The organism is Gluconobacter sp. ESL1110 (assembly GCF_058107395.1).
Genome location: NZ_JBYLUK010000005.1, coordinates 1 through 24,206 on the forward strand (window position 1 = coordinate 1; position 24,206 = coordinate 24,206).

A 24,206-nucleotide genomic window follows, 5' to 3' on the forward strand; every position below is an offset into this window, starting at 1 on the left:
AGGCAGCGCCCTTTCTCTTCATCCCTTTTCTTCCTTTCTGCCTTTCCCGCGGCTGTAATTGCCTGAGCACGGTTTCATCCAAAGAACGGTGAAGGACGTCAGGGGGAAAGAGCATGAACCAGGATACTCCGTCATGACGTAATGACAGCTTTACATCCTGTCGACGCTCGGCGTGGGCAGGACAGTGTCAGACCTTACAGATGCCGTTACGTCATTACGGCTTTACGCAGTGGCGTCTAAAGGACGTCAGGAGGAAAGGGCATGAACCAGGATACTCCGTCATGACGTAATGACAGCTTTACATCCTGTCGACGCTCGGCGCGGGCAGGACAGTGTCAGACCTTACAGATGCCGTTACGTCATTACGACTTTACGCAGTGGCGTCTAAAGGACGTCAGGGGGAAAGGGCATGAACCAGGATACTCCGTCATGACGTAATGACAGCTTTACATCCTGTCGACGCTCGGCGCGGGCAGGACAGTGTCAGACCTTACAGATGCCGTTACGTCATTACGACTTTACGCAGTGGCGTCTAAAGGACGTCAGGGGGAAAGGGCATGAACCAGGATACTCCGTCATGACGTAATGACAGCTTTACATCCTGTCGACGCTCGGCGCGGGCAGGACAGTGTCAGACCTTACAGATGCCGTTACGTCATTACGACTTTACGCAGTGGCGTCTAAAGGACGTCAGGGGGAAAGGGCATGAACCAGGATACTCCGTCATGACGTAATGACAGCTTTACATCCTGTCGACGCTCGGCGCGGGCAGGACAGTGTCAGACCTTACAGATGCCGTTACGTCATTACGGCTTTACGCAGTGGCGTCTAAAGGACGTCAGGGGGAAAGGGCATGAACCAGGATACTCCGTCATGACGTAATGACAGCTTTACATCCTGTCGACGCTCGGCGCGGGCAGGACAGTGTCAGACCTTACAGATGCCGTTACGTCATTACGGCTTTACGCAGTGGCGTCTAAAGGACGTCAGGAGGAAAGAGCATGAACCAGGATACTCCGTCATGACGTAATACCAACTCTGGGATGCCCTGACTCATATTTGATTTCTTTAGGGTATCGTTTTGGATCGCCCTGTGATTCACCGGATGTTGAACCGGGGAGGCATTCAAATGGGCAGAGCGTTGGCATTGCGTGAAGATTACGATGCGGTGGGTCTGCGTGGGCTGGCGCGGACAACGAGGCATGCGGGTCAGGCACGTCGGCTTCTGGCACTGGCAGCAATCTACGATGGTGCTTCACGCGGAGACGCGGCACGTCTGGCCGGGACGGATCGGCAGATTGTGCGGGACTGGGTGATGCGTTTCAACGCCGAGGGTCCGGATGGTGTGCGGGATCATCATGGTGGTGGTTTTGTTCCTCGTCTGACTTCGGAGATGCTCTCTGCCCTGAAAACCCGGCTCGAAGACGGGCCAATTCCTGCGGTGCATGGTGTTGTCCGCTGGAGATTGTGTGATCTGTGCGCTTGGCTGCATGAAGCCTGGGGCGTGAGCTTGTCGGAAACCCGTTTGGGTCAGATCATACGTCGTGAAGGGTTTCGTCTGCTGACAGCCCGGCCACGGCACTATCGCCAGGATACAGAAGCCCAGGACATTTTTAAAAAGAGTTCCCTGGTGTCATGGCGGCGATCGGGTCCAGACATTCCGGAAAAGATATCGAAATCTGGTGGTCTGACGAGGCCCGGATCGGCCAGAAAACGAAGCTGACCCGACGGTGGGCGAAACAGGGTACCCGGCCCCGCGCCGTTGCTGACCTGCGCACCAGATCCGCGTGGATCTTCGGCGCCATCTGTCCTGAAAAGGGAACAGCCGCAGGCCTCGTGCTCCCTGTCTGCAACCTGCACGGCATGCAACTGCATCTCACGGAGATTTCCCGAACGGTCGCATCAGGCTCTCACGCCCTCCTCATTGTGGATCAGGCCGCATGGCATACCAGTCAAAAGCTGGATGTTCCCGGCAATATCACCATTCTCCCGCTGCCTCCCCGGGCTCCTGAACTGAACCCCGTGGAAAATCTCTGGCAGTTCCTCAGAAATACATGGCTCTCAAACAGAATCTTCAAAACCTATGACGATATCGTTGATATCGCCTGCCATGCCTGGAACCAGATCGTCGAACAACCTTGGCGCATCATGTCAATCGGACTGCGCGATTGGGCTCATAGGTTCTAGCAATCAACGGTTGGTATAATGACGGCTTTACATCCTGTCGACGCTCGGCGTGGGCAGGACAGTGTCAGACCTTACAGATGCCGTTACGTCATTACGTCATTACGGCTTTATGGCGTTGCGTAACGCCGTAATGACGTGCTATTGAACATATATATCGAGGGAGAAATATGAATAATGCCCATTCTGACCATTGCTTCCTTCAAAGGGGGACCCGGAAAGACCACCTTGTGCCAGATAATCTCAGCGCGTTGCGCAGCAGATGGTTTGACAGTCGCAGTCATCGACGCTGACCCAACAAAAGCGATGTCAGACTGGCATAGCAACACTTACGAAGGAAAGCCGTTCACCTGCGTTGCAGAAACTTCGGAGCGGTCAATCGCTGATCTCGCTTTGGGATTAGATGAGACATCTGATCTCGTTTTGATAGACACGGCGGGCTTTGGTAACTTGGCCGGAGCGGTGGCAATGACCGTGGCAGACCAGATCCTAGTTCCTTTGACTGCTGGAGCGGCAGATCTCAACCAAGCCGAAGAGACAATCAAACAGGCCAAAGGGCTTGCATCGGCGGCACGACGTAAAATTGAAGTTCGTGCAATAATGAACCGTTTGTCTCGCACTAATCTCACAAAGCACGCGGAACAGGAGTTGAAGGAAGCTGGTATTCCTACTTTGAAAGCGTCAATCTCACACCGCACAGCTTTTGGAGAAATTTCCTATTCAGGCACGATACCAAGTAAGGGCACCGCTGCCGATGAGGTAACCGCTCTAATTGCCGAACTAAGGTCGATAGGTTGGATACCGGAGACCTCTAAGATACCTAACGTGGAGCAAGCCTAATGGCGCTCAAACCCAGAAAGCGACCTGACGCTAGTGAAATCACCGCTGCTGCACTCGGAAGAGCTAGCAGAAATGATGAAGGATCTACGTCTCAGACGAAAACTCGTGCAACCGAAGCACTTGAGACTGCGCGAAGCGTTAACCCAAGATTACCACCAGCTGAAGTCGTTCCAGAGGACAAAGCGGTCAATCATAACATGCGTGTTAGAGCGAGCACTCTTCGTGCCTTGGGCAAGGCTGCGGAAGAGCAGGGAATGACAGTCAAGCAGTTCATTATGCGGGCTGTTGCTGACAAGGGAGTAATCGTTGCTTCACCTGATCTAGAGAATGGCAAAATAACTCCGTGGCGAGATCGCTAAATCGACTTCCGCGGAATCATCCGTGGTTTTACAGGGGGAGGGGACTGGTAAAGAATCAGCCCTTCCTCTGTTACTTCTACTTTTGCATCGGGATAGACGGCCAGCGCTAACGCGAGAGGCTTCTGCCATTTAGCTTTGAAATGATAGAGTTCCTTATAGCTAGGACCGAATTGGGCTTTTAGAGCCCCCCAAGTCACAAGACGCTTCTGATTCAGAACATGAAGCCGGTATGCAAGCCAGATGTAAATGTCCAACGCTGCTGAGTTATTTGCGATGGCCCTAACAGCTGCCTCTTGAACGGGCACTGGATGCTTACGAAGTTGCTCAAAATACCCTTCGGAAAGCTTTGCTACTTCGAGATAACTTTTGTCACTGTAAGTACCGCCTTCAGAGACAAAAAGCGCACCGTCAACAATTGCTTGGTTTACGAGAGCACTCGTTCCTGTTTCATTATTATGAATATGGAAACTTAAGCGGCATCTGCTAATGCGTTCGGCTTGATCTCGGACCGAACGCGCAGAGGATCCACTAGGCTGAATACCAATCCGCTTGATCCATTGTCTTAGGCTTTTACCTAACTCGATTTCTCGAGAGTTCGTTCTAATCGCTTCGGTTTGCAAGAATAGCAAAATCAGCCTGGCATGTGCACCAAAGGGTACACCAACATGCTCCAATTCATCGGTATTGGGGATGGGCTTTATTCCAGGCTGAATGATTAGCTTCACCCGATCGGACGACATCTGCCATGCTTCATGAGCCGGTAATCTGCGGTGAGGCAAAGCGCATTGGGCCCAGCCCGAATATATAAAACCTAGTCCATTTTCTTCATCAGACATGTAAGCTGATGCAGCTTCGACTACGTCTCGATCTAAGCCTAAGGCCAAGACGCCCTGCTTACCTTGAGCTTCTAAAAGCTTATGGATGGTCGTCACACTGCTAGCCCTTGAGCATCCCGAGAAATCTTTTATTGCACATCAGCCGAGGAAAGTAGGTGTGTGTTTTGGTGATGCCAGTAGGTTCAAGGCGTGTGTTTTGGTGAGGGAGGTTTTTAAGCGCTCCAAACCCAACAAGAGATCCTTCTGGCTCCAACTAATCCTCCAACTAATCCCAAGTGGCAGGACGAAACTATGTGATTTGGTGAGGATGGGCATGGAGAAATACGGTGTTTAGTGCATGGACAGGCTAGATAGCTGCTTTTTGTGTGATCTGGTGAGACGAACTAATGGTTATTAGTGAATCTATTATTAGTATGCTCACCAAATCACACGGAACAACATGTGAAAGGCCGCACTTTCCCATATTCAGCGTCTCACCAAATCACCCGCTATCATCACCAAATCACACGAGCCGAATGGCATAAGGTTCTTTTTGATCCTCACCAAATCACACAGAAGGAATAACCTTAAAACCGACTTCGCCCCGGATGTTTGGTCATAGCATCCTCGACCTCGATATATTTCTCCACCACGCCGAAGGTCTGGTGCCTGGAGAAACGCTTGAGCGAGACCAGATCCGTGCCGTCACGAGCTCCTGTGGTGATCGCTCCGCGTCGTAGGCTGTGCCCGCTGAAATCGCCTGTCACTCTCGCATCCAGGCAGCGCTTCTGAATGATGCGAGCCACAGACCTGTCAGACAGCGCCTCTGACCCCATGGAGGGCAGTGCAGGGGGCTGACCGGCCTCGGCGGCAGGCGGAAGCCACACGCGTCGAAAAACCGGTCCCTTGGCCTCTTTCAGTCTGGCCGCGCGTAGCCAGGCCTCGTAAGCCCGGACCGGGCAGAGACCGGTAATCCCCCTCGGGATCGCCACCTCGACACCCTGACCGGTGCGATCGCCCTTTGAGCGGTCCAGCCGGATCCGCATTCCGTCATCATCGAGCGCCACGCTTTCTAGGCACAGCGCCGCCACTTCGGACCGTCGGAGGGCGCCGGCAAAGCCGAGCAGAAGAATGGCCTTGTCCCGAACGCCCACCAGTTCATCCGTATCGATCTGCTCGATGACCTCGCTCAACAGATCCCAAGTCAGCCCCTTGACCTGACGGGACGCGCTTTCCGTTGACGTCCTGCGGATACCCGCAACCGTTTCGGACACCAGAGCATGGGAGGTCGGGACGGGAACCTGAGCGATATGGTGCAGATACCGCAGTGCGGCACGGTGCAGATCCACCGTCGCGGGCCGCTTCTTCTGCAGCGCAAGATCAGCCAGATAGGCGGCAACATCCTCGCTGCGGGCGGGCAGGGCAGGGAGCCCATGTCCTGCCGCCCATGCGCACCAGGAGCGCACGGCCGAGCGATAGGTCCGGCGTGTGTTCACTGCCTTCGCCGCCCGGGAATAGGTCTTCGAGGCGCGCTCCGCCGTCACCAGCGTCCCGTCATAGTCGGGCAGGGCCTCGTCGGTCAGGGCGTCGAACCACTGCAGGACGGCGGAAGACTGCTGACCCAGAGGAGAGGCTAGCGGCGCCAGCGTTGCCGCCTGCGATCCCGCCTTGCGCCGGCCGGCGGCCTTCGGCCTGAGCCAGGCGACGAACACCGGTTCGGGTTCGAGATCTAGAGCGATCGTCAGTTCGTGCCCGGAGGGCAGGGCGGTCAGATGGGCACTGGCGATGGCCAATGCCTCCTCGGCCGTCTCGACATCGGTCGACAGGACCGTGTCTTCGGCAAATTCGTTGTCGCGGTATTCGATGCCGCGAATGACCAGAGAGAGACGGGGGGAGAAGCGACCGGTCGAGAGAAGCGCCACCGCTTCTGTCAGATCGCCGGCAGGAAGCTGCTGCCGAGTCTTCTGGTCCAGCCGGTCCAGGACGGCCTCACGGGCAGCCTTTGCCGAGCCTGCAATGTGAAGATGGCTGAGCATGAACGCCTCCGCGAAACCAGAACCTGGCTCTTGATAGCATGAAGCCGGAGCAGGGCAGAGAGGAGAACAAACACTGTCCAACATAGACCGGAAATGTGTTAACGAAGACTGAATGCCGATCCGACCGGAACTGAAAGCGCTTTACCCTCCCAACTGGCCCGAGCTGAGCCGACAGGTGCGGTTCGAGCGGGCAGGGGGTGTCTGTCAGCGCTGCGGCCGGCCGCATGGACATCACCTTCAGGTACTGCCGGGTGGCCGGTGGAAGCATCCGGAGACGGGGCACTGGTTCAATGGCCGGGGCAGGCGGATCTCGCCTCCGGATCTGATCGAGCATCTGCAAATGCGACAGACGAAGGTGGTTCTGGCAGCGGCGCATCTGAATCATGATCCCACCAGCAACCGGCTGCGCAATCTGCGTGCGCTGTGTCAGCGCTGCCATCTGCTGCACGACCGGATGTATCATCTGGCTCAACGACGCCTGACCTTGCGACGGCGCCTGGCGCTCGGGGATCTGTTCGAAGGTCTGTATCGGGCCGGGGTCCCGCCTCTGGGCCTGTAACGGGTCAGATCAGGCAGCCGTCTGGAATGCGACGGTAGCCTTCAGCCGGCCGGGGGAAGGGGGCTGCTTCCTATCGCTCACCGATCAGATGTTCAATGTGCGTAACATGCCCGGCCCTGACGCCAACGCGCGTCTGCGCCTGCCGCACGAATTTCCGGTTCAGCTCGCGGGCCAGCGTTTCGCCGTCCTTGATCGGCACAACATTGTAGGTTCTGATTGCCCAGGAGATGTCGCACTGCCAGTCGGTATGACGGCTGCGCGTATGCCACTGCTTCATGGCCTGGTCTCCGCACTGCGCCGCTTCGGAGTGGCTCCAGCCATTCACCTCTGCCATCCAGGCCAAAGCAGCATCCTGCCTGCCCTCGGTCATGGTCTTTCCCCAGTGACGCACGCCATGGCAGTCAGGGCAGAGGGAAATCACCCCTTTGAGGGTCTGGATCCGCCGCTCGTCGTCATACGCCCACCCCTCGTCAGCTTCGACCGGCCATTGGGGACCCCGTCCTCCGCACACCCGGCAACGGGACCCGGAGCGCGCATAGGCATCCTTCCGGATGCGGTTCCAGTCTTCCGGCGCCAGGAAGGCGCGCAGATTAAAGCCCCACAGAGCCTGCGGCACCATCCAAGGTCGGATATAGGGAGGCTTGCGGTCCGGCCGATACCGGTAAGGGACGAACGGCAGGAGAGCGTCGAGCTTGTCCCGGTGCGCTATCCAGCACTTCTGCTCCCCGTTGAACGTGGCACCGCCACGGGCTGCATCTTTACGGCGCTCAAACGGGACGCAAAGAGGAATGAGTGTCGTCAAGGCAATCACCACAAAAGGGATGGCCGAGCGTGGCCGCCGTGGAAAGAGGGAATGTCGAGGCGCTCGGGATATATCCGGTAATTGCTGCTGGGACGAGCCCGGGTCACCCTCCCGCACCGTGGCCACGCACTCATTATCACTCGAAGTCATTAAAACGCGGGATCAAACACCTAGAGCACTTCCATTGAAATCCGAATCGATAGGTGACACTGAAGGCGCCATGTGATTCACCGCTTTCGTTGATGGAGACGATGGTGGCACGAGCATTGAGTGATGATCTTCGGGAGCGGGTTCTGGAAGCTGGAGCGGCTGGGGCATCAGCCCGCTCGATTGCGGCCCGGTTCGGTGTGGGGATTTCAACAGCGATCCGCTGGCTGCGACGGGAACGCGAGAGCGGCGAGCGGACGCCCCGTCGCCAGGGCAAGCCGTGCGGGTCACGGCTGGACGCGCACGAAGCGTTCATTGCTGGCATGATCGAAGCGCGGAAAGACATCACGCTCCACGAGATGATGGCGCGTTTGAAAAGCGAACGGAGCGTCGGGATTGGCCACAGCATGCTCAGTCGCTGGCTGCGGCAACACGGATGGACATTCAAAAAAAGACCGCTCATGCACTGGAGCAGGAGCGTGAGGACGTCCTGAAACGACGGCAGGACTGGTTTAATCTTCAACCTGACCTTGATCCGCAGCGGCTGGTGTTCATTGACGAAACCAGTCTCTCCACGAAGATGGCCCGTCTGCGCGGGCGTGCTTTGCGGGGGGAACGCTGCCGCGCCGGTATCCCTCACGGCCACTGGAAAACCACGACCTTTACCGGGGCCTTGCGTCTGACAAGCATGACCGCGCCTTTCGTCCATGATGGTCCCATGAACGGCACGATCTTTCAGGTCTATGTCGAACAGGTTCTCATCCCGACACTGAAGCCGGGCGATATTGTTGTGATGGACAATCTTCCGGCCCATAAGCTTCCGGCGACACAGAAGGCCATTGAGCAGGCAGGGGCGGAACTGATGTTCCTCCCGCCATACAGCCCGGACTTCAATCCCATCGAGATGGCCTTTTCAAAACTCAAAACCTTGCTACGCGCCAAAGCCGAACGGACTGTCGGTGCTCTGTGGGACACCGTCGGCGCTTTGCTTCCGGCCTTCACTCCCAGCCAATGCACCAGTTTCTTTACAGCCGCTGGATATGAACCAGATTAAAGTGGAATTGCTCTAGCCTTCTCGCCCGCGTGTCAGAACAGGATGTCCATGAACTCCGCTGTTGGGTTGTCGCGCAGATCGGGAGTCTTGCGGCGAGTTGCGTCCGGCAAGAGGGTTCTGTATCGATTTTCGTCCGGATGGCCGTAGGCATTGGGATACGAGCAGGAGAATATCACATCTAAAGTAGCCGCTTTAGGCCAATTTCTCAGTAGATTTTTGGTATAATTAGTCCAGTGTGTCGCTGCGCCATGATGAAAGGCAACAATTGCCCTGAGCTTTACGCCTTGCTTCTCCAAATTGACAAAGGAAGCGATCTTATCGAAAGGAGCATCACCCGGAAGCAGGATGGCTTCGGCGTCATCGCCCGTACCATGAACAATGGCGAGCGCTACGCCGCTCTTATTGCAATCCTCGCCCCCGGCAAATGCTCCGGGGAACGCACCAATTTTCTGGGCAAGAATGCGGTCGCCGTTTTGAGCGACGAAGGAAATTGATCGACCGACATGTGTTTCGGGAATGCAATGTATGTCGTCGACTGTCGCAGAAAATGCCACCGCCCGCGGTGAGGTCAATTGGCGCGGTACCAGCCATTTGGCTCGCTTTGCCTGGCTTCCTCTCGATGCCGACTTCCAGTGATCCTCGTCCCAGTGCGTCAGCATCAGAAGCGTATCCTGGGACACTGGCATTTTGGCATCGACGTCTGCGTCTTGAACGAAGGGGTTGTATGCGTTGCCACCGTAGTCAAGTTGAAGCGGCACCGGGTTGGTGCCTCCCATATTCGCCAGTATAGCTATCGAGTCTCCTTGTCCGACATCGAAAACGCGCACACCTAGAATTTCCGATGCAGCCGACAATGGCTGAATTCCGGAAATATTGACCACGTCCGGGCTCGTAATGGCTTCTCTGCTGCTACCACTCATTTTAGCGTCCTACGTTCCTGAATGTCGAAGGATCCAGATCAGGCTGCTCCGAACGGCCTGGTTCAGGCCCAACACCGGGCTCAGGGGGGAGCGGTTCCGTTGAGCCGCCAGTGTCTTCTCCAAAATCAGCGTCAGGGATGTGCACCAGAGAGAATATGTCCCTAAGCGCGTATTCTGTCCGGAGCGGTACGGTATCCAATAATACAAGACCGCCCTGAATATACTGGTCAGCGGACAACTCTGGAGCACCAATAAAGATGGGGATCCCTATATCTGAAGTTGGTATTACGGCTACAAAATACCACGCTCCAGGGTTAATGGCATTTCTAAAATATCGATAATCCGCATCCTTCGATCCAATATAAATGTCGAGAATAGGGAGCGGTTGGCCATCAAATACCTCTCTCAGCTGAGTCTTCCGTTGCCTGCGCTGGTTGTCTGTAACGTTATCGTGGTACAATACCTCGAACTCGCGCACGCTCTGCTTGAACTCTTCGACTTTGATACCGCTGGCGCGAATGCGCCAGGACCGATCTCTGAGTCTCTCGGTTATGATATTATTGTCGAATGGCCTTTCGTCTGGGCGCATTATCCCGTCCAGATTTATCGGTCCAACCTCCTCTACAAACACGAAGTACCCATGATCGAAGTACCCATGACCGAAAAAACCTACATCAAAGGGCCAGAAGTTATCGACGTACCTGTAATCAGCATAGCGTTCCACGAAACAAACGAACCTTTCAACAACGGCGAGCCATACCCAGTAAACCACCAGCGCGAGGCGCGCCTATCAGAGTGTGTCGGTCACGTCGACGCGCCACCGCACGGACGCTTATATCCTGTACCGGATGGAACACTTTGTCACATACTACAAGTGCACAGCGAGAACTTCTCTAAAACTGCTTGAAGTCTGCCTTTAGCGTGTCGACTACAACACTCCAAATCGGCAGAAATCGGCTTTAACGATCGGCAGTCTAAGTCGGGAACTTCGATTTCGGGACGCACAGCGGTCGCCGCACATAATTTGATTGGAGGGAGAAAAAGATCGTCGAAGTGCTCCAGGTCAGCGCTTTAGAAAGGCTTCATAAGGACGATTTCATGCTTCACCACCTATGTCCGATAAAGTAATTAACGGACATAGAATCAAGGCGGCTTTTTATCGATACAAGAATCTCAGTTGGCATAATAAATATATGCGATTTACCATTTAGCTTAAAAAATGGTAAATAAAGCAATTAGAGAGTTTTCGTTGTGCGCCGAATGTGTCATCTACCACCCTGTCGTTACTCAAAATAGGAGAGTCGGCAATGTGCATCCGCGAAAACAACCGCCAGATCAAGCAGTTGAAGGCCACGGTTCAAAAATACCAAGCTGAAATTGACTCAGGTAATTTCGGGACCATCGACGAGCAGCACCGCTACCAGTGGATCGGTGACTATCAAGATAAAATAGGCGAACTCGAAGACGAGAACGAGGCGGTTAGAGCCTCACGCCAATCAAAGTCGAAAAGGAAATAAGGCTCCAGCTAGAGGTGGCCCCTTCCATTCGAACAGTTTTTGGGGTTGAATATAAGCTATACCCGGTTGTTGTCATGCCGCCATTCTGACAGGGTTGCTGTTGGCCCTCTGGTCCGGAGTTAACCCCGGACCAGAGGGTGTTGGCACGTCATGATACGCCTCATCGGGCGTACGTCCAGCTAGCGCCGCATGCGGACGCCTTTCGTTATAATGGGCGATCCATCTGCCAAGCCCGGCCCTCAGCTCTGATCCGGTCTCGAATGCGTGCAGGTAGACGCATTCGTATTTCAGCGACCGCCACAAACGCTCGCGCGCCCGTCCATGCTGATAAGGATCTGACGTTCTTCCAGTATCCCGGTGAAACGTGCCGTCGTAAATTGCGCCCCCCCATCAGCTTCTTCCAACTTTGCAACAGAGTCGTGATGAGCACCCTCATGCTGTCGTGCTGCGGCAGTTTTGGACCTATAACTACATCGAGGTCGATAATGATACCGGCTGGCGGATGCGAGCGGCCTTTGTTTTCTAAGTTGATAAGGTCGTTCGTTTCTACTGGATGGGCGGGCGGAGTTCCAAACGGACGATCGGGATCAAACGGCGTACCGTTACCACCGCTCTATGGCGCCGAATTGCGCCATAGAGCGACGAAAGGGTCTCCGCCGATACGGACATGCCGTTCCCCCAAGTCAGTCGCAAGCCTGAGAAATGGTTCCAGGCCTGCGTGAGTTAAGATGTCTCTGGTAGAGCAGATTTCGTCCTTGCATGAGCGTCCGTGGAACACGTCTCGATAAGACCCTTGCTGGTCGTTTTTGTGCCTCGTACCCTATGTCCGATAATGTAGATTAACGGATATAACTTTACCTTGTCAGACTTACCGAGAACGGTCGTCTCAAATGAGACAGGGAAGGGGGGGGGCCTCTCTTAGGTAAGTTCAAGGCAATAGAAATTCCATTATGTAAAGCATATCTTTACATTGGAAACGTAAGGCCGTAGGTTACATCCATGGAGATCGACAGCATCAGTCACAAAGGCCTGCGCCGGTTTTTCGAAACAGGTAATGCTAAAGGTCTCGTTGGCGACGTCACCCGGCTTCGGAAGATGTTGGCATTCATTGATGCAGCAGCGTCGTTAGACGAACTTGCTGTTCCTCCAAATTATGGGTTGCACCCATTGACGGGGGATCGCGCAGGCACCTGGTCAATGACGGTTACCAAAAACTGGCGTCTGACGTTTCGCCTGAACGAGCAGGGTTCCCTCTGCGATATGACACTGGAGGATTATCATGGCGCTTAAAATGCATGCCTCGCTGGCCGTTCATGTGGGTGAATGGATCAGGACAGAAATACTGGAGCCTTATAATATCAAGGTAAACACCGTTGCGGAACATTTTGGTGTCTCGCGCCAGTCGATCAGTGCTCTTCTAAACGGAAGGTCCAATCTGTCTGCTGGCATGGCCATCCGGTTTGAGAAGGCCTTTGGAGTACGCGCCGATACCCTGATGCGTATGCAGAGTGCCTTCGAACTGGCTCAGGCACGAGCGCATGAAGCCAATTTGAACGTCCAGCATTTCAATCTCGTCGCACCTTCCAGGACTGAACAACGGACTATTTAAGGTCTGCTTAGGGGGGGTAAGCAGACAGTCCGTTACCAAGAAGGGGTGGCCGAGATCAGCTACTCACAGTGTTTCTGTTCGTGAGGACTAACGACCAAGTCTGACGCACTTCCCCGTTTCGCCACTGACTATGCAGTCACATTCAATCGAAGATTTACCGTTCCAAAATAACTTGGACAATGCCGAACGCTTGTCTGTCGGAGTTACAGGCGCTTCGAAGAAGCAGGCCGCCCATTGGTAGAGTGCAAGTGCGATGCCTCTCTTTCGGTATTTTTCCAACACGTCTATGTTGTCACATTGCACGGACGCGGAGCCGCCCCCGAAAACGGCTACCGCAGCAAGTTCCCCATTATCACATGAAGTGACCCGTAACCAAAGATGGCCGCTGCTACATGGGACTTCCATAGACCGTCTGTCGCAGTCCCAAACATGGAGGGTTCGAAAAACCCTCTGGTTTTGAGGGTGCCTTTGTGATTCCATTTTCCCCGAGTTGATTGGGGTATGGATCATGAAGCAGGCTGGTTTCTTTGATGTTGAAGAGAGGCTTGCCCGGCTGAGCGGGCTGGGTGATCAGCTTGAAGCGTTTTCCCGGACTGTGGATTTTGAGGTGTTCCGCCCTGATCTGGAGAAGGCTCTGGCCTATTCAGACGGTAGTAAAGGCGGACGACCGCCATTTGATCCGGTGCTGATGTTCAAAATTCTGGTGATCCAGACGCTCAACAATCTGTCTGATGAGCGGACAGAATATCTGATCAACGACCGCCTCTCCTTTATGCGTTTCCTTGGGCTGGCGCTTTCAGATCGGGTGCCTGATGCCAAAACGGTCTGGCTGTTTCGTGAACGCCTGACCCAGTCGGGAGCGATCGAGGGCCTGTTCAACCGCTTTGACGCGACCCTGCGCAACGCCGGGTATTTACCGATGTCAGGCCAGATCCTGGATGCCACACTGGTGGCTGCTCCAAAGCAGCGGAACACCAATGCAGAAAAAGCCGATCTTCGGGCAAGTCGTATTCCTGAAGACTGGCAGGACAAACCCGCAAAGCTGTCGCACAAGGATCGTCATGCGCGATGGACGCTGAAGTTCACGAAGGCAAAGCGGCAGGATGATGGAACCATGCCATCCAGTGACCTCGCCATCCCGTTCTTTGGCTATAAATCGCACATTTCCATCGATCGGAAATACCGGTTCATCCGGAAAGGGAAGACGACGGACGCCGCTGCCAGTGATGGTGCGCGATTGAGAGAGGGGCTGCTGGATAAAACCAATACGGCCTCAAGCGTCTGGGCAGACACGGCCTATCGCTCCAAAGCCAACGAAGACTTCATGGAAAAGCAGGGCTTTGTCTCAAAGATTCACAGAAAAAAGCCGCATCTCAAACCGATGCCCCGGCATATCCAGAAATCGAATGCAGGGAAGTCGGTGATCCGCTCCCGCGTCGAGCACGTCTTTGCCGATCAGAAATCGCAAATGGGTCTATTCATCCGAACTGTCGGTATCACCCGGGCCACCATGAGGATCGGTCTGGCCAATATCGTCTACAACATGCGCCGCTTCCTCTTCCTGCAGCGGATCAGCGCGAGCGCGTAGTCATCCAGAGGGGGGCAGCAATCAATCTGCTCAAAACGCAGACCGGATGCCATCGCAGAAACCGTTAATTACATCGCCAGAAGCCTGAAATCACAAACCAAGCACATAAACCAACGGTTCTTCGATTCCTCCACATCATGGTCGTAGGTGCTCCCATCGGGAAGGCTTATCGCCTCGAATTCATAGCCGGGTATGAGGGGGCCTTCCCATTGTTCGATTTTCGTGAGTGATTTCATGACAGTGTCTGGTATTGTCCTTAGCATAGCAACGTCGGCTTTTCAGCCTTCCTATATAGTTGCTTAAATGTCCGAGAAGCCAGCGGTAACTGACGTGTAAGCGTTAAGAAAAACTCAGTCTAATCGTCTATGTGGCCACTTCCGGCATGTCATGTATCACTTAATAAAGTAATTCAGCGAGGAAATATGATCAAGAAAAAGCTCATATTTAATGAAAACTATAAGAAACAAATTGAGGAGCGAAAATCAGCATACGATTTATTAAATCAACCCAGATATCTCATGGTGACGTTTGATCTCAAGGGATCAAAAGATCGCAAATGGGTTTACAGTCTTTTTGAAAAGCATATAGGCTATTTCTTGGGCGAAGAAAATTATCACAAGATAATAAAGCAGTGTTACTTCGTGAAATCTAATTTCAGAGAAAAATACATTCGTGAGGAGAGGTGGCCCCGTCTGTTCGGACAGTTTTTGGGTTTGAATAAGCTATACCCGGTTGTTGTCATGCCGCCATTCTGACGGCGCTGCTGTTAGCCCTCTGGTCCGGGGTTAACCCCGGACCAGAGGGCGTCGGCGCGTCATGATACGCCTCATCGGGCGTGCGTCCAGCCAGTGCTGCGTGCGGACGCTGCCCGTTATAATGGGTGATCCATTTCGTGAGCCCCACTCGAAGTTCTGATCCGGTCTCAAAGGCGTGCAGGTAGACGCATTCGTATTTCAGCGACCGCCACAGACGCTCGATGAACACGTTATCCAGCCAGCGCCCACGTCCATCCATGCTGATGCGGATCTGACGCTCTTCCAGGAGCCCGGTAAAACGGGGCGTCGTGAATTGTGAGCCCTGGTCAGTATTGAAAATTTCCGGGGTGCCGTAGCGCATCAGCGCATCTTGTAGCGCCTCGATACAGAACTCCGCGTCCATCGTGTTCGACAGACGCCAGGACAGGACCTTGCGCGTGAACCAGTCCATGATCGCCACGAGATAGAGAAATCCCCGTTTCATGGGGATATATGTGATGTCGGAACACCAGACCTGGTTGGGTCGGTCGATGACCAGATCCCGCAGTAGATACGGATATTTCCGATGCTCTGGATGGGGCACACTCGTGCGTGGCTTCTGGTAGATCACCCGCAGACCCATAATCGCCATGAGCCGCCGAACCCGCTTGCGACCGACTTCATGTCCCAGGCGGCGCAGATGCCATGTCATCTGCCGCGAGCCATAATACGGCGTTTCCAGGAACTGGGCGTCGATCAGCCGCATCAACGCCAGATTGGCCTCGTTCTGTGGCACAGGCCGATAGTACACGCCCGACCGGTTGAGTTGTAGCAGCGTGCATTGCCGGATGATCGGCAGACGTGCTCGCTTCGGGTCAATCATCTGCCGCCTCTGATCACGCCCAACCGAGCAGAGGCATCGCGTAAAAAATCCCGTTCCACGAGAAGCTCGCCTATCTTCGCGTGTAGTTTCTCCACATCAGCAGGGCTGACCGGGGGCTCAGACACCGCCTTCCCCGAAAAGGTTGCCGCCATGCCCTCGACTGCCTGGCGCTTCCACTGGGCAATCATCGTCTGATGCACACCATGTTTCGAAGCCAGTTCCGCCAGCGTCAGCTCCCCACGGATCGCCTCCAGGGCAACCCGTGATTTGAACTCTGCTGCATACCTCTTGCGCGTAACCTTGCCCATAAAACCCGTCCTCTTTCAGGTCGGATTATAGCTTAGACACCTGTCCGAAAAATGGGGTCCACCTCTTGGAGAGTGAGGGTTCCAGATCAGCTTTTCCAGCTTCTTTTCAAATTTCTTACGCACGCTGCCGTCAAGAGCATCCCACTCTCTGAGCGCTCTATCGTCGAATTCAAGACAGTACTCTTTCATTCGCGATGACGGCTCTTAAGCTCTGCAAAAGTCATACGATGCTTTTGGGCAGGGTTTTTGAGGCGTTCGCGCACAATCTCGATAAGCTCCGCATCCTCGTCTGTGACAAGCCTCCGCTTGACGGGAGAGCGACCCGTTTCAGCAATATACGCGAGCGTATCGCGCAGTGCGTCAGAAAGTGAAATGCCTTGAGCCGACAACTTCTCAACTGCGGCTGCCTTCAACGTTTCATCTACCCGGAATGTAACAGCAGACATACAAAGCCTCCTTGCGTGTATGTACATACGTATCACATTCGTTAGTACAAATGAAGCGAAAGATGGCCGATGCTGATGTCTGCATTCGAGAAACCAGATCGGTTGCGGAAATGGCAGAAAAGAGGCGTAAGCGGACCTGCTGCTTCCGCCTCTTTGCGGACATTAAGCGCAGGGTCGGGTTGGTCCTGAAAGCGGACGTTAGACCTATAGCTTATGAACCCAAGCTCCGGGACCGCATATAAGTTCCTTAGCCCTTGATTTTACCTCTAAGTTGATCTGACTGATCTCCTGTGGGGTTGCATTTTGTGAGTGGATCGTGTCGTTCGTCACAGAGGTTGTAGGCTTGTCAAGTTTTAGGGCGTAAGACGCACTGAGCCCAATCGAAAAACCGTATCCGATTGTCGAGGGGACGGGGCGATCGGACAAAATAAAACTAGGGGTCGACGAATGCAGTAAGGTCCACTCCAGACCCAATAGATGATTGGCAACCTGCGTAGCGGCAGCAATTACGAGTTTAGGATTGAAATAAAATTCGTATCCGTGCGCTGCGAGAATTAATTCTAGTTCAGAAGCCAGCTGTTCACTCCCCTGTGCCTGCTGCAAACGGACAAATTCTTGTTGGGTAATGCTGGCGCCGGACAGGAGCCCTTTCGCCTGCAGCGCGCGGTTGAGCGTGACTGCGTCTGGACAGTTTTTATAATCAGTTAGCGCAATCGCTAAATACTTACCGAGGTCGAGCAGAGTCCCAAAATTCTCGGGATATCGGCATACCTGAACTGCCATTAGCATCGCAACGTCAACACGGGCGACACTATCCAGTTCGCCCTTCTGAATGCAGCGATCCAACCCAGTGACCATCTTAGTTTCCAATGTCCCAAGATGGTCCTCGAGAGCATCGCTTGGCCTGAAAAACTCGTCAAACACTATGTTGGCGTACTCCTCAGACATCTTATCGCCGGGTCCCTGAGGGGGGAGTGTCTGCCCAGTTCCCACGTTCAGATAATAAGGGCCAGAATCACCAGGCGCCTTGAAGCGCTTCTGCCAAAGTACTGGCACGATGTGGTGATGTTTTTTTTCAAACTTGGGTGTTGGAGGAAGATTCATTGCGATCTCATATCAGTTGTTTTGATTGCTGCCCAACAGTAAGGAGGCCTTCACATCTTGTTCGTTTCTGGGCGTTTGCGCCAGATTGCGGACAATCTCCTTCCCCCCCAAGTCAGCCGCGAGCCTCAGAATGGTTACAAGCCTGCGTGAGTTAAAATGTCTCTCGCAAAGAGGGCCAGAGACGATCAGGCTGTCTTTCCGGCAGCAGACGTTGTCCTTGCATGAGCATCCGTGGAACACGCCTCGAAAAGACCTTTGCGGGTCCTTTTGGGTGCTCACCCCCTATGTCCGATAAAGTAAATTAACGGACATAGGGGGTGAGGAGGGGAGCTATTTTCAGAAAAAGGCGGAGAATTACCTTTTGGACAAATTGGGGTAACTTAATGCCAAGATCGTAAGAATTTTGGTGCGCGCGTTACATAGAAGCTTTTCTGCTATACCCGCCATTATCCGGCTTTTTTTTAGTACGGTAAGAGGATATTATCACGTGTTACAATGACAAAAGACAGTCCCAGAAGTTCCGTAGAAGAGGGCTAAAAAGAGCTTAGGTTCAGGACCCATTGATTTGATTACGGAAATCTGATTCAGGCTCTGTGAGGAGACTGGAGATGAGCGACCTGTTTTGGCTGACGGATGAACAGATGGATCGTCTGCGGCCCTTTTTCCCAAAGAGCCACGGCAAACCTCGCGTTGATGACCGTCGCGTGTTGAGCGGGATCATTTTCGTGAGCCGCAATGGGATGCGCTGGCGTGATGCGCCCCGGGAATACGGTCCACATAAGACGTTGTACAACCGCTGGAAGCGCTGGGGCGACATGGGCATTTTCATGCGGATGATGGATGGCCTGTCTGCTGCAAAAGCCGAGCCTCGGACGATTATGATTGATGCGACGTCTCTCAAGGCGCACCGCACGACTTCGAGCCTGCGGCTAAAAAAGGGGGTCCAGGGCGTCTGATCGGACGGACAAAAGGCGGCATGAATACGAAGCTGCATGCGATCATCGATCAGAACGGACGACCGCTGAGCTTCTTCATGACGGCGGGACAGGTCAGCGATTATACCGGTGCCGCTGCCCTGCTGGACAGTCTTCCTATGGCACAGTGGATGTTGGGCGATCGCGGGTATGACGCCGACTGGTTCAGGGACGCCCTGGAAGAGAGGGGGATAAAGCCCTGCATTCCAGGACGGAAATCTCGTGGAAAACCGGTCAAATACGATAAGAGAAAATATAAACGCCGTAATCGCATCGAGATTATGTTCGGAAGGCTCAAGGACTGGCGGAGGGTCGCAACCCGCTATGACAGATGCTCGATCGTATTCCTCTCAGCCATCTGCCTCGCTGCAACCGTCATCTTCTGGCTATGAGTCCTGAGCCTAACAGGCCCTAAGCCGCTCATTATACGGGTATAAAGATCTCTATTGGCGCTCCAGCGCCTCCAAAGATTGGAGAGTGCCCTATATCTGGATCACACTCTCAAGGCGTATCACGCCAAAGCAGGATATTTTGATTGGCAAGAATGATGCGGCTCAACTTCCGGCAGTCATCAACGCGGGTCCATCATGATTTTTTGAGAAAAGGACCGTAGATGCTCCATCTGAATATGGGCATCCGTCAGCCCAAAAATCACTCATTTTCAGTCTTCTCACAGAGTCTGAGAGAGAGGCTAAATGGAACAATACCATTTTATGGTTAATTAATTTTAATGTATATTATAAAGTGTTTTCAGTCGGTTATTTAAAATAAAAAATCTTCTCGAAAAGGTATTTCTTGATTGTACCCTTTTTTTTTGGGAAAATCACATAAATTGAACCTCTTTGTATGGCATACATTAGAATTTGTATGGGTTCAAAGATTTGAAAATATCATCAAATAAGCATACAATACTGTCAGAAGTTAATTCTTCTTTCTCTAAGACCCTCAAATTTACATCCGGAAAACCGTATAAAGCGAGTATAACCATGAAAAAAAATGAAATAACCCCAGAGGAAGTTTATCTAAACACAAATGCGGAAGCCGAAGGAATTCTAAAAAATAGACTTATTGGAATGACACTTGGTCTATTTCTTGCTCATGTCTATGTTGCTTTAGCTTTATATTATACCTCCATTGATAGTAGAGGTTATTTTCATACCAGCTGGCTAGCTCTTTTCGGAACTTTTGTTTCTTCGATGATTTTTTGTTACCATATTGGTATATCAAAGGTTATTTCAGAAAAAAATAACGGAATCTACGGTCGTTACTTCTCTCCTTTGATTTCGCCATCATTATGGGGATTTGTTTTGATCGTGATTGCCGTCCTCTCTGTCTTCCAATGGCAACCTTGGTTCATGCCATATAGTGTATGGGCATGGCCTCTGACATTTGCTTCCATCATGATCGGTTATTTCATCGGCCCTGTATTCGACAGGATGTTTGTGACGCTTGGAAGATTCTCCCGGAAAGCATGATGCGGCTGGATGAACACTGTCCGGCATTTTCTTTGCGGACCACCGAAGGTGAATATGGTTTCGAGCCAACACAGCAGACTTTCAAATTAATTGTATTTCTGCCTTCGCCATTCTCAGTTTCCGATACCCAGGATATTATGAATATTGATGGATGCTCAGATTTTTACGCTAAAAACAATATCGACGTTCTTTTAATTTCTCAATCAAGTATCCATGTAAATTTGGGTTGGATAAAGGCTATTCAGGCGGTGTACGGACGCGAAGTCACCACAATGATTGGCGAGGATCCGACAGCAGAAGTTTTCAAAGCATATGGCGTCGCAAATGCAAAAGCTGCAGTTGTTGTCGACAAGCAAGCTCGATGCAGATGGCACTTTAGTCTGGACCGTCGTCTGACGTTTAATATCGAGGAAATCAAAAGGGCTATGTTGGCCCTCATTGAAGTCAGCGGTTCGTCCTCTAAAACACCGGAAGGCTGGGGTCCGGGGGATAGAACGATTAAGGATATACCTTTGAACAGAAAATCTATTCTCCGTAATCGAAAGTGGTTTTATGACCTTTCTCCGGAAAATAAGTAATGAAGACGCACGAACTTCTACGAAGCTGGCGCGAGATTGTAGAACAGACCACGGGCCCATTGTACAAAGGCATTGTTCAGGCTTTGGTATTGTCAGTCCAGCAGGGTGTATTGCGAGAGGGCGATCGTCTTCCCACTCAGAGGATGATTGCCACCTCCCTTGGTACAAACCTTACCACTGTCACCCGTGCTTTTCGGGAGGCACATCAGATCGGGTTGGTTGACGCCACCGTCGGTCGCGGAACATTCATCCGAATAGGAGCGTCCACCAGACAATGGCAGGCTAGCAGGACAAGTATTGTCGATATGACGATGAACTTGCCCCCTGTGCCAAACCTACCTTCTCTTGCAACATCAATGCAGGCTGATTTTCAAACCTTATTCAAAAGTCAGAGCATAAGCAGCCTTATGTCCTACCGGGTAACTGGAGGGACTTATGATGAACGCTGCCAAGGAGCAAAATGGATTGAACCGCTCATAGGCCACAGGCGTCCTGATGAAATTGTAGTTACACCTGGAGCGCAAACCGCGATTGCAGCTGCGCTCAGTGTTCTGACCTCGCCAGGTGATATCATCCTCACCGAAAAAATGACATATCCTGGACTCCGTGCTGTCGCGAACCAGCTTGGAATTCTACTTGTCGGTGTGGACGGAGACGAACAGGGCTTTCTGCCTGCAGCGCTTGAAGAAGCGTGTCAGATACATTGTCCCAAGGCGATATACTGCACCCCAACCATCCAGAACCCGACAACGATAACGCTGCCATTGTCGCGGCGTCAGTCCCTTATGAAAATTGCGCATGACGCAGGCATCTATGTCATTGAAGACGACCCTTATAGCCTGCTTCTGGATACCCCAATTCCCGCATTATCCGCTCTTGAACGTGGGCGCGTTATCTATATTGCTACGCTCGCCAAGGTTCTCAGCCCAGGATTAAGAACAGCCTATGTTGCCCTTCCAAATCCCGAAATTCATCAGCGTTTTATCACCGCAGTACGGGCATTTTCTTTAACTAATGCCGGTTTGCTCAGCGCTCTCACTCTTCGGTGGATGCAGTCTGGACTAGCAGGGACTATTCTTGCTGGCATCAAAAGCGAATTACGTCTTCGACAGTCTATTGCCCGAAATATCTTGGGTGATCGTCCTGGAATGAACCCAAACGGACCACATATCTGGCTACATCTTCCTTCATGGTGGAACAGCTCTGACTTCGTCGCCTATGCTCATCATAGAGGGTTGGCGCTTCTACCGAGTAGTGTATTTGCAGTGTGCGGCTCTACATCAGAAAATGTTCGAATTTCTTTAGGGAGTATAGATAATATAGATGACGTTGAGAAAGCGATGAGAGATATTTCTATTATACTTCAATATAGAATGGATAATAATATTATATCGGTCGTTTGATATTTTAATTTCTAGAATATTAATTTTCATTAATATGTATATCTAAAAATATCAGTAATTATTTTGCATTTTTTATTATTGGTAGATTGGTATAGAGAAACGTCCATCTCGCCTTTCAAACAAATTTTCCGGTCAGCGCGATCTATGGCAAAAATCATCTTGGTCATCCAGCGACAGGCTGTTGATAGACCTCCGACTGGGGAGGCAGACGCCTATGGTCTGTTAGATCTTGGATAATGACGGCAACTGCCTAGGTGTCAGGTTGTGAGACGTCATTGGGACGGCGTATCGTGGGCTATTGCCGCTTACGCCCCCTGGTTTGACGTTGAACGCCGGAGTGATTGTTAATGCATCAGATCCATCCGCAAGCCCGCACCACACCTGTCGTCCGGGCCGAAATCGCACGCTCGATGGAAGGGACCGGGGTGTTGGCGCGACGCTTCGGCGTCAGCGGCGAGACGGTGCGCAAATGGCGCAGCCGTGGAGCCGAGGGATGCACGGATCGAAGCAGTAAGCCCCGGTTACTGGCCTGGAAAACGACCGAGGAAGAGCGCGCGATTGTCTGCCATCTTCGTCGCGCCACCGAATTCGGGCTCGATGACCTGACGTTCGTGCTGCGGCACTTCCTGCCTCACCTCAACAGAGATAGCGTCTGGCGTATTCTTAAGGACGCAGGGCTCAACCGACGGCCGCCGAAGGAGAAAATTTGTCCCGTGCGCGGCGACGGCACATTCCGGGACTACGACCTGGGCTATTTCCATATCGACGTGAAGCATCTGCCGAAGCTGCAAACCAAAGATGGCGAGGCCCGTAAACGCTTCCTGTATGTCGCGATCGACCGCTGCTCACGTTTCGTGCATCTGGCCGTCTACGACGCCGAGAATGCTGCCAATGCCGTCGATTTTCTAAAGACCGTCAAAACCGCCTTTCCTTTCCGGATCACGCATATCCTGACCGACCGAGGCTCGTGCTTCACTGCAGACGCCTTCGAGAAAGCCTGTCAGAATGTCGATCGTCGGCGAACCAGAGCGTATTCCCCTCAGACGAACGGGATGGTCGAGCGGTTCAACGGTCGCATCGCAACCGAGGTTCTGCCGATCAACGTCGCACACCACACGGATCTCGAAGTCCTGCTGCATGGGTTCAATCACGCCTATAACCTGCGCCGACAGCGAGTTCTGGGCGGCCTTTCGCCTACCGCCAAAGTCGCCGAGCGCCTCAGGCAGAGACCACGTCTGCGTAATCTAAGCTATAAAACTATGACAGAAGTCAGTATCATGAACGACGTCGACCGTATCATGGTTTACGCCAATGACGTCTCACAACCTGACAGCTAGGGCGTAGGGGAACTCAAGACCAGTCTCTCTGGAAATGGTTATTGACGGGTGACAGGCTCAATGATCGTCGGACTTGCAGCCCGGGGCACGCGGAGAGCTGACGGCTTGGCGCAGCCGGTCGACCCGATTACGCAAGTCCCGCAGTTCGGTGATCGACAGCCCGGTCGCCGCTAACACACAAGCCGGAATCGTCTCGGCCTGAACGCGCAGGGCCCGACCGGCCTCCGTCAGACGAACGCGCACCTGTCGTTCGTCCTTCTGGTCGCGGGTGCGTTCCACAAGGCCAGCGCCCTCCAGCCGCTTGAGCAACGGCGTCAGGGTGGAGCTGACCAGATCGAGTTGTGATCCGATTTCGCCGACAAGTCTGCCGTCACTGCCCCACAGGACGGTCATTACTAGATATTGCGGATAGGTGAGACCGAGCGGCTCGAGCAGCGGTTGGTATAGCCGATTGAAGGCGTGGCTCGCGGCATACAGCGAGAAGCACACGAAATTCGACAGATCAGGTGTGGATGGGTCTTCGTTCATATCGTC

23 protein-coding genes and 2 pseudogenes are annotated in these 24,206 nt (G+C 53.0%); 14 read left to right on the forward strand and 11 right to left on the reverse strand.

Features of this window, described 5'->3' with window-relative positions:
* Positions 1-1,129 precede the first annotated feature (1,129 nt).
* A protein-coding gene (locus AC3B6F_RS01865) for an IS630 family transposase (protein ID WP_489823208.1) occupies positions 1,130-2,187 on the forward strand; the annotation gives its coding sequence in 2 pieces (ribosomal slippage) (positions 1,130-1,622 and positions 1,622-2,187; 1,059 coding nt in all).
* 174 nt (positions 2,188-2,361) lie between these two features.
* A complete protein-coding gene (locus AC3B6F_RS01870) occupies positions 2,362-3,024 on the forward strand; it encodes a nucleotide-binding protein (RefSeq protein WP_489823209.1) in 663 nt (220 codons plus the stop codon).
* A 355-nt stretch (positions 3,025-3,379) separates the two neighbouring features.
* Here AC3B6F_RS01870 and AC3B6F_RS01875 read toward each other — a convergent pair whose 3' ends face one another.
* The gene (locus tag AC3B6F_RS01875; RefSeq protein WP_489823210.1) at positions 3,380-4,315 is read right to left on the reverse strand and encodes a replication protein RepA; all 936 of its coding nucleotides are present in this window, start codon (positions 4,313-4,315) and stop codon (positions 3,380-3,382) included.
* Between the two features lie 470 nt (positions 4,316-4,785).
* On the reverse strand, positions 4,786-6,234 hold the full coding sequence (locus tag AC3B6F_RS01880; RefSeq protein ID WP_489823211.1) for a site-specific integrase: 1,449 nt from the start codon (positions 6,232-6,234) through the stop codon (positions 4,786-4,788).
* Between the two features lie 112 nt (positions 6,235-6,346).
* Here AC3B6F_RS01880 and AC3B6F_RS01885 point away from each other — a divergent pair, with 112 nt between their 5' ends.
* Positions 6,347-6,793 carry a hypothetical protein gene (locus AC3B6F_RS01885; RefSeq protein WP_211497544.1) on the forward strand — a complete coding sequence of 149 codons (447 nt, stop codon included), beginning with the start codon at positions 6,347-6,349 and terminating at the stop codon, positions 6,791-6,793.
* A gap of 70 nt (positions 6,794-6,863) precedes the next feature.
* Here AC3B6F_RS01885 and AC3B6F_RS01890 read toward each other — a convergent pair whose 3' ends face one another.
* Complete coding sequence (locus AC3B6F_RS01890) at positions 6,864-7,604, reverse strand: hypothetical protein (protein ID WP_489823313.1); 741 nt, start codon at positions 7,602-7,604, stop codon at positions 6,864-6,866.
* 245 nt (positions 7,605-7,849) lie between these two features.
* On the opposite strand from AC3B6F_RS01890, the gene AC3B6F_RS01895 reads away from it, so the two are divergent.
* Positions 7,850-8,796 (forward strand): IS630 family transposase gene (locus tag AC3B6F_RS01895; RefSeq protein WP_489823314.1). Its coding sequence is split into 2 segments (ribosomal slippage): positions 7,850-8,186 and positions 8,186-8,796, totalling 948 coding nucleotides; the frame shifts between segments, so codons are not numbered across the junction.
* Between the two features lie 32 nt (positions 8,797-8,828).
* Here the strand turns inward: AC3B6F_RS01895 and AC3B6F_RS01900 are convergent.
* Both AC3B6F_RS01900 and AC3B6F_RS01905 read right to left on the reverse strand, forming a co-directional pair.
* On the reverse strand, positions 8,829-9,716 hold the full coding sequence (locus AC3B6F_RS01900) for a ComEC/Rec2 family competence protein (protein ID WP_489823212.1): 888 nt from the start codon (positions 9,714-9,716) through the stop codon (positions 8,829-8,831).
* Position 9,717: 1 nt separating this feature from the next.
* The gene (locus AC3B6F_RS01905) at positions 9,718-10,488 is read right to left on the reverse strand and encodes a hypothetical protein (protein WP_489823213.1); all 771 of its coding nucleotides are present in this window, start codon (positions 10,486-10,488) and stop codon (positions 9,718-9,720) included.
* A 535-nt stretch (positions 10,489-11,023) separates the two neighbouring features.
* On the opposite strand from AC3B6F_RS01905, the gene AC3B6F_RS01910 reads away from it, so the two are divergent.
* Positions 11,024-11,233: a hypothetical protein gene (locus AC3B6F_RS01910; RefSeq protein ID WP_489823214.1), complete on the forward strand. Its 210-nt coding sequence runs from the start codon at positions 11,024-11,026 to the stop codon at positions 11,231-11,233.
* 72 nt (positions 11,234-11,305) lie between these two features.
* Here AC3B6F_RS01910 and AC3B6F_RS01915 read toward each other — a convergent pair.
* Positions 11,306-11,625: pseudogene (locus tag AC3B6F_RS01915) on the reverse strand (integrase core domain-containing protein); the annotation flags it as partial.
* Between the two features lie 607 nt (positions 11,626-12,232).
* Between AC3B6F_RS01915 and AC3B6F_RS01920 the strand changes: the two are divergent.
* The 4 genes from AC3B6F_RS01920 (at position 12,233) to AC3B6F_RS01935 (ending at position 15,185) form a co-directional block, all read left to right on the forward strand.
* Positions 12,233-12,523, forward strand: coding sequence for a type II toxin-antitoxin system RelE/ParE family toxin (locus tag AC3B6F_RS01920; RefSeq protein ID WP_061509870.1), 291 nt, complete (start codon positions 12,233-12,235; stop codon positions 12,521-12,523).
* Positions 12,513-12,842: a HigA family addiction module antitoxin gene (locus AC3B6F_RS01925; protein WP_489823215.1), complete on the forward strand. Its 330-nt coding sequence runs from the start codon at positions 12,513-12,515 to the stop codon at positions 12,840-12,842. Before AC3B6F_RS01920 ends, AC3B6F_RS01925 begins: the two co-directional genes overlap by 11 nt.
* A gap of 505 nt (positions 12,843-13,347) precedes the next feature.
* Positions 13,348-14,430, forward strand: a complete 1,083-nt coding sequence (locus AC3B6F_RS01930; protein ID WP_489823315.1) for an IS5 family transposase — start codon at positions 13,348-13,350, stop codon at positions 14,428-14,430.
* A 422-nt stretch (positions 14,431-14,852) separates the two neighbouring features.
* The gene (locus tag AC3B6F_RS01935) at positions 14,853-15,185 is read left to right on the forward strand and encodes a hypothetical protein (protein WP_489823216.1); all 333 of its coding nucleotides are present in this window, start codon (positions 14,853-14,855) and stop codon (positions 15,183-15,185) included.
* Here the strand turns inward: AC3B6F_RS01935 and AC3B6F_RS01940 are convergent.
* The 4 genes and pseudogenes from AC3B6F_RS01940 to AC3B6F_RS01955 form a co-directional block, all read right to left on the reverse strand.
* Positions 15,169-16,355 (reverse strand): IS3 family transposase gene (locus tag AC3B6F_RS01940; RefSeq protein ID WP_489823217.1). Its coding sequence is split into 2 segments (ribosomal slippage): positions 15,169-16,097 and positions 16,097-16,355, totalling 1,188 coding nucleotides; the frame shifts between segments, so codons are not numbered across the junction. The genes AC3B6F_RS01935 and AC3B6F_RS01940 overlap by 17 nt on opposite strands.
* 51 nt (positions 16,356-16,406) lie before the next feature.
* Positions 16,407-16,544: pseudogene (locus AC3B6F_RS01945) on the reverse strand (addiction module toxin RelE); the annotation flags it as partial.
* A complete protein-coding gene (locus AC3B6F_RS01950; protein ID WP_173585269.1) occupies positions 16,541-16,801 on the reverse strand; it encodes a type II toxin-antitoxin system RelB/DinJ family antitoxin in 261 nt (86 codons plus the stop codon). The pseudogene AC3B6F_RS01945 and the gene AC3B6F_RS01950, both read right to left, overlap by 4 nt.
* Before the next feature lie 204 nt (positions 16,802-17,005).
* Positions 17,006-17,905, reverse strand: coding sequence for a DUF4238 domain-containing protein (locus tag AC3B6F_RS01955; protein WP_489823218.1), 900 nt, complete (start codon positions 17,903-17,905; stop codon positions 17,006-17,008).
* A gap of 608 nt (positions 17,906-18,513) precedes the next feature.
* On the opposite strand from AC3B6F_RS01955, the gene AC3B6F_RS01960 reads away from it, so the two are divergent.
* The 5 genes from AC3B6F_RS01960 (at position 18,514) to AC3B6F_RS01980 (ending at position 23,672) form a co-directional block, all read left to right on the forward strand.
* Positions 18,514-19,271, forward strand: a protein-coding gene (locus AC3B6F_RS01960; RefSeq protein WP_489823219.1) for an IS5 family transposase whose coding sequence is annotated in 2 segments (ribosomal slippage) — positions 18,514-18,835 and positions 18,835-19,271 — 759 coding nt in all. Because the reading frame shifts where the segments join, the coding sequence is not laid out codon by codon here.
* 594 nt (positions 19,272-19,865) lie between these two features.
* Positions 19,866-20,354 carry a hypothetical protein gene (locus AC3B6F_RS01965; protein WP_010505743.1) on the forward strand — a complete coding sequence of 163 codons (489 nt, stop codon included), beginning with the start codon at positions 19,866-19,868 and terminating at the stop codon, positions 20,352-20,354.
* Positions 20,351-20,932, forward strand: a complete 582-nt coding sequence (locus AC3B6F_RS01970) for a redoxin domain-containing protein (protein ID WP_226993318.1) — start codon at positions 20,351-20,353, stop codon at positions 20,930-20,932. Before AC3B6F_RS01965 ends, AC3B6F_RS01970 begins: the two co-directional genes overlap by 4 nt.
* Positions 20,932-22,335 (forward strand): aminotransferase-like domain-containing protein, encoded by a 1,404-nt coding sequence (locus AC3B6F_RS01975; RefSeq protein WP_194258044.1) that lies wholly within the window; start codon positions 20,932-20,934, stop codon positions 22,333-22,335. The genes AC3B6F_RS01970 and AC3B6F_RS01975 overlap by 1 nt, the downstream gene beginning before the upstream one ends.
* A 347-nt stretch (positions 22,336-22,682) precedes the next feature.
* Complete coding sequence (locus tag AC3B6F_RS01980) at positions 22,683-23,672, forward strand: DDE-type integrase/transposase/recombinase (protein WP_489823220.1); 990 nt, start codon at positions 22,683-22,685, stop codon at positions 23,670-23,672.
* Between the two features lie 57 nt (positions 23,673-23,729).
* Here the strand turns inward: AC3B6F_RS01980 and AC3B6F_RS01985 are convergent, their stop codons facing one another.
* Positions 23,730-24,200 (reverse strand): MarR family winged helix-turn-helix transcriptional regulator, encoded by a 471-nt coding sequence (locus AC3B6F_RS01985; RefSeq protein WP_059431499.1) that lies wholly within the window; start codon positions 24,198-24,200, stop codon positions 23,730-23,732.
* Positions 24,201-24,206: the final 6 nt, after the last annotated feature.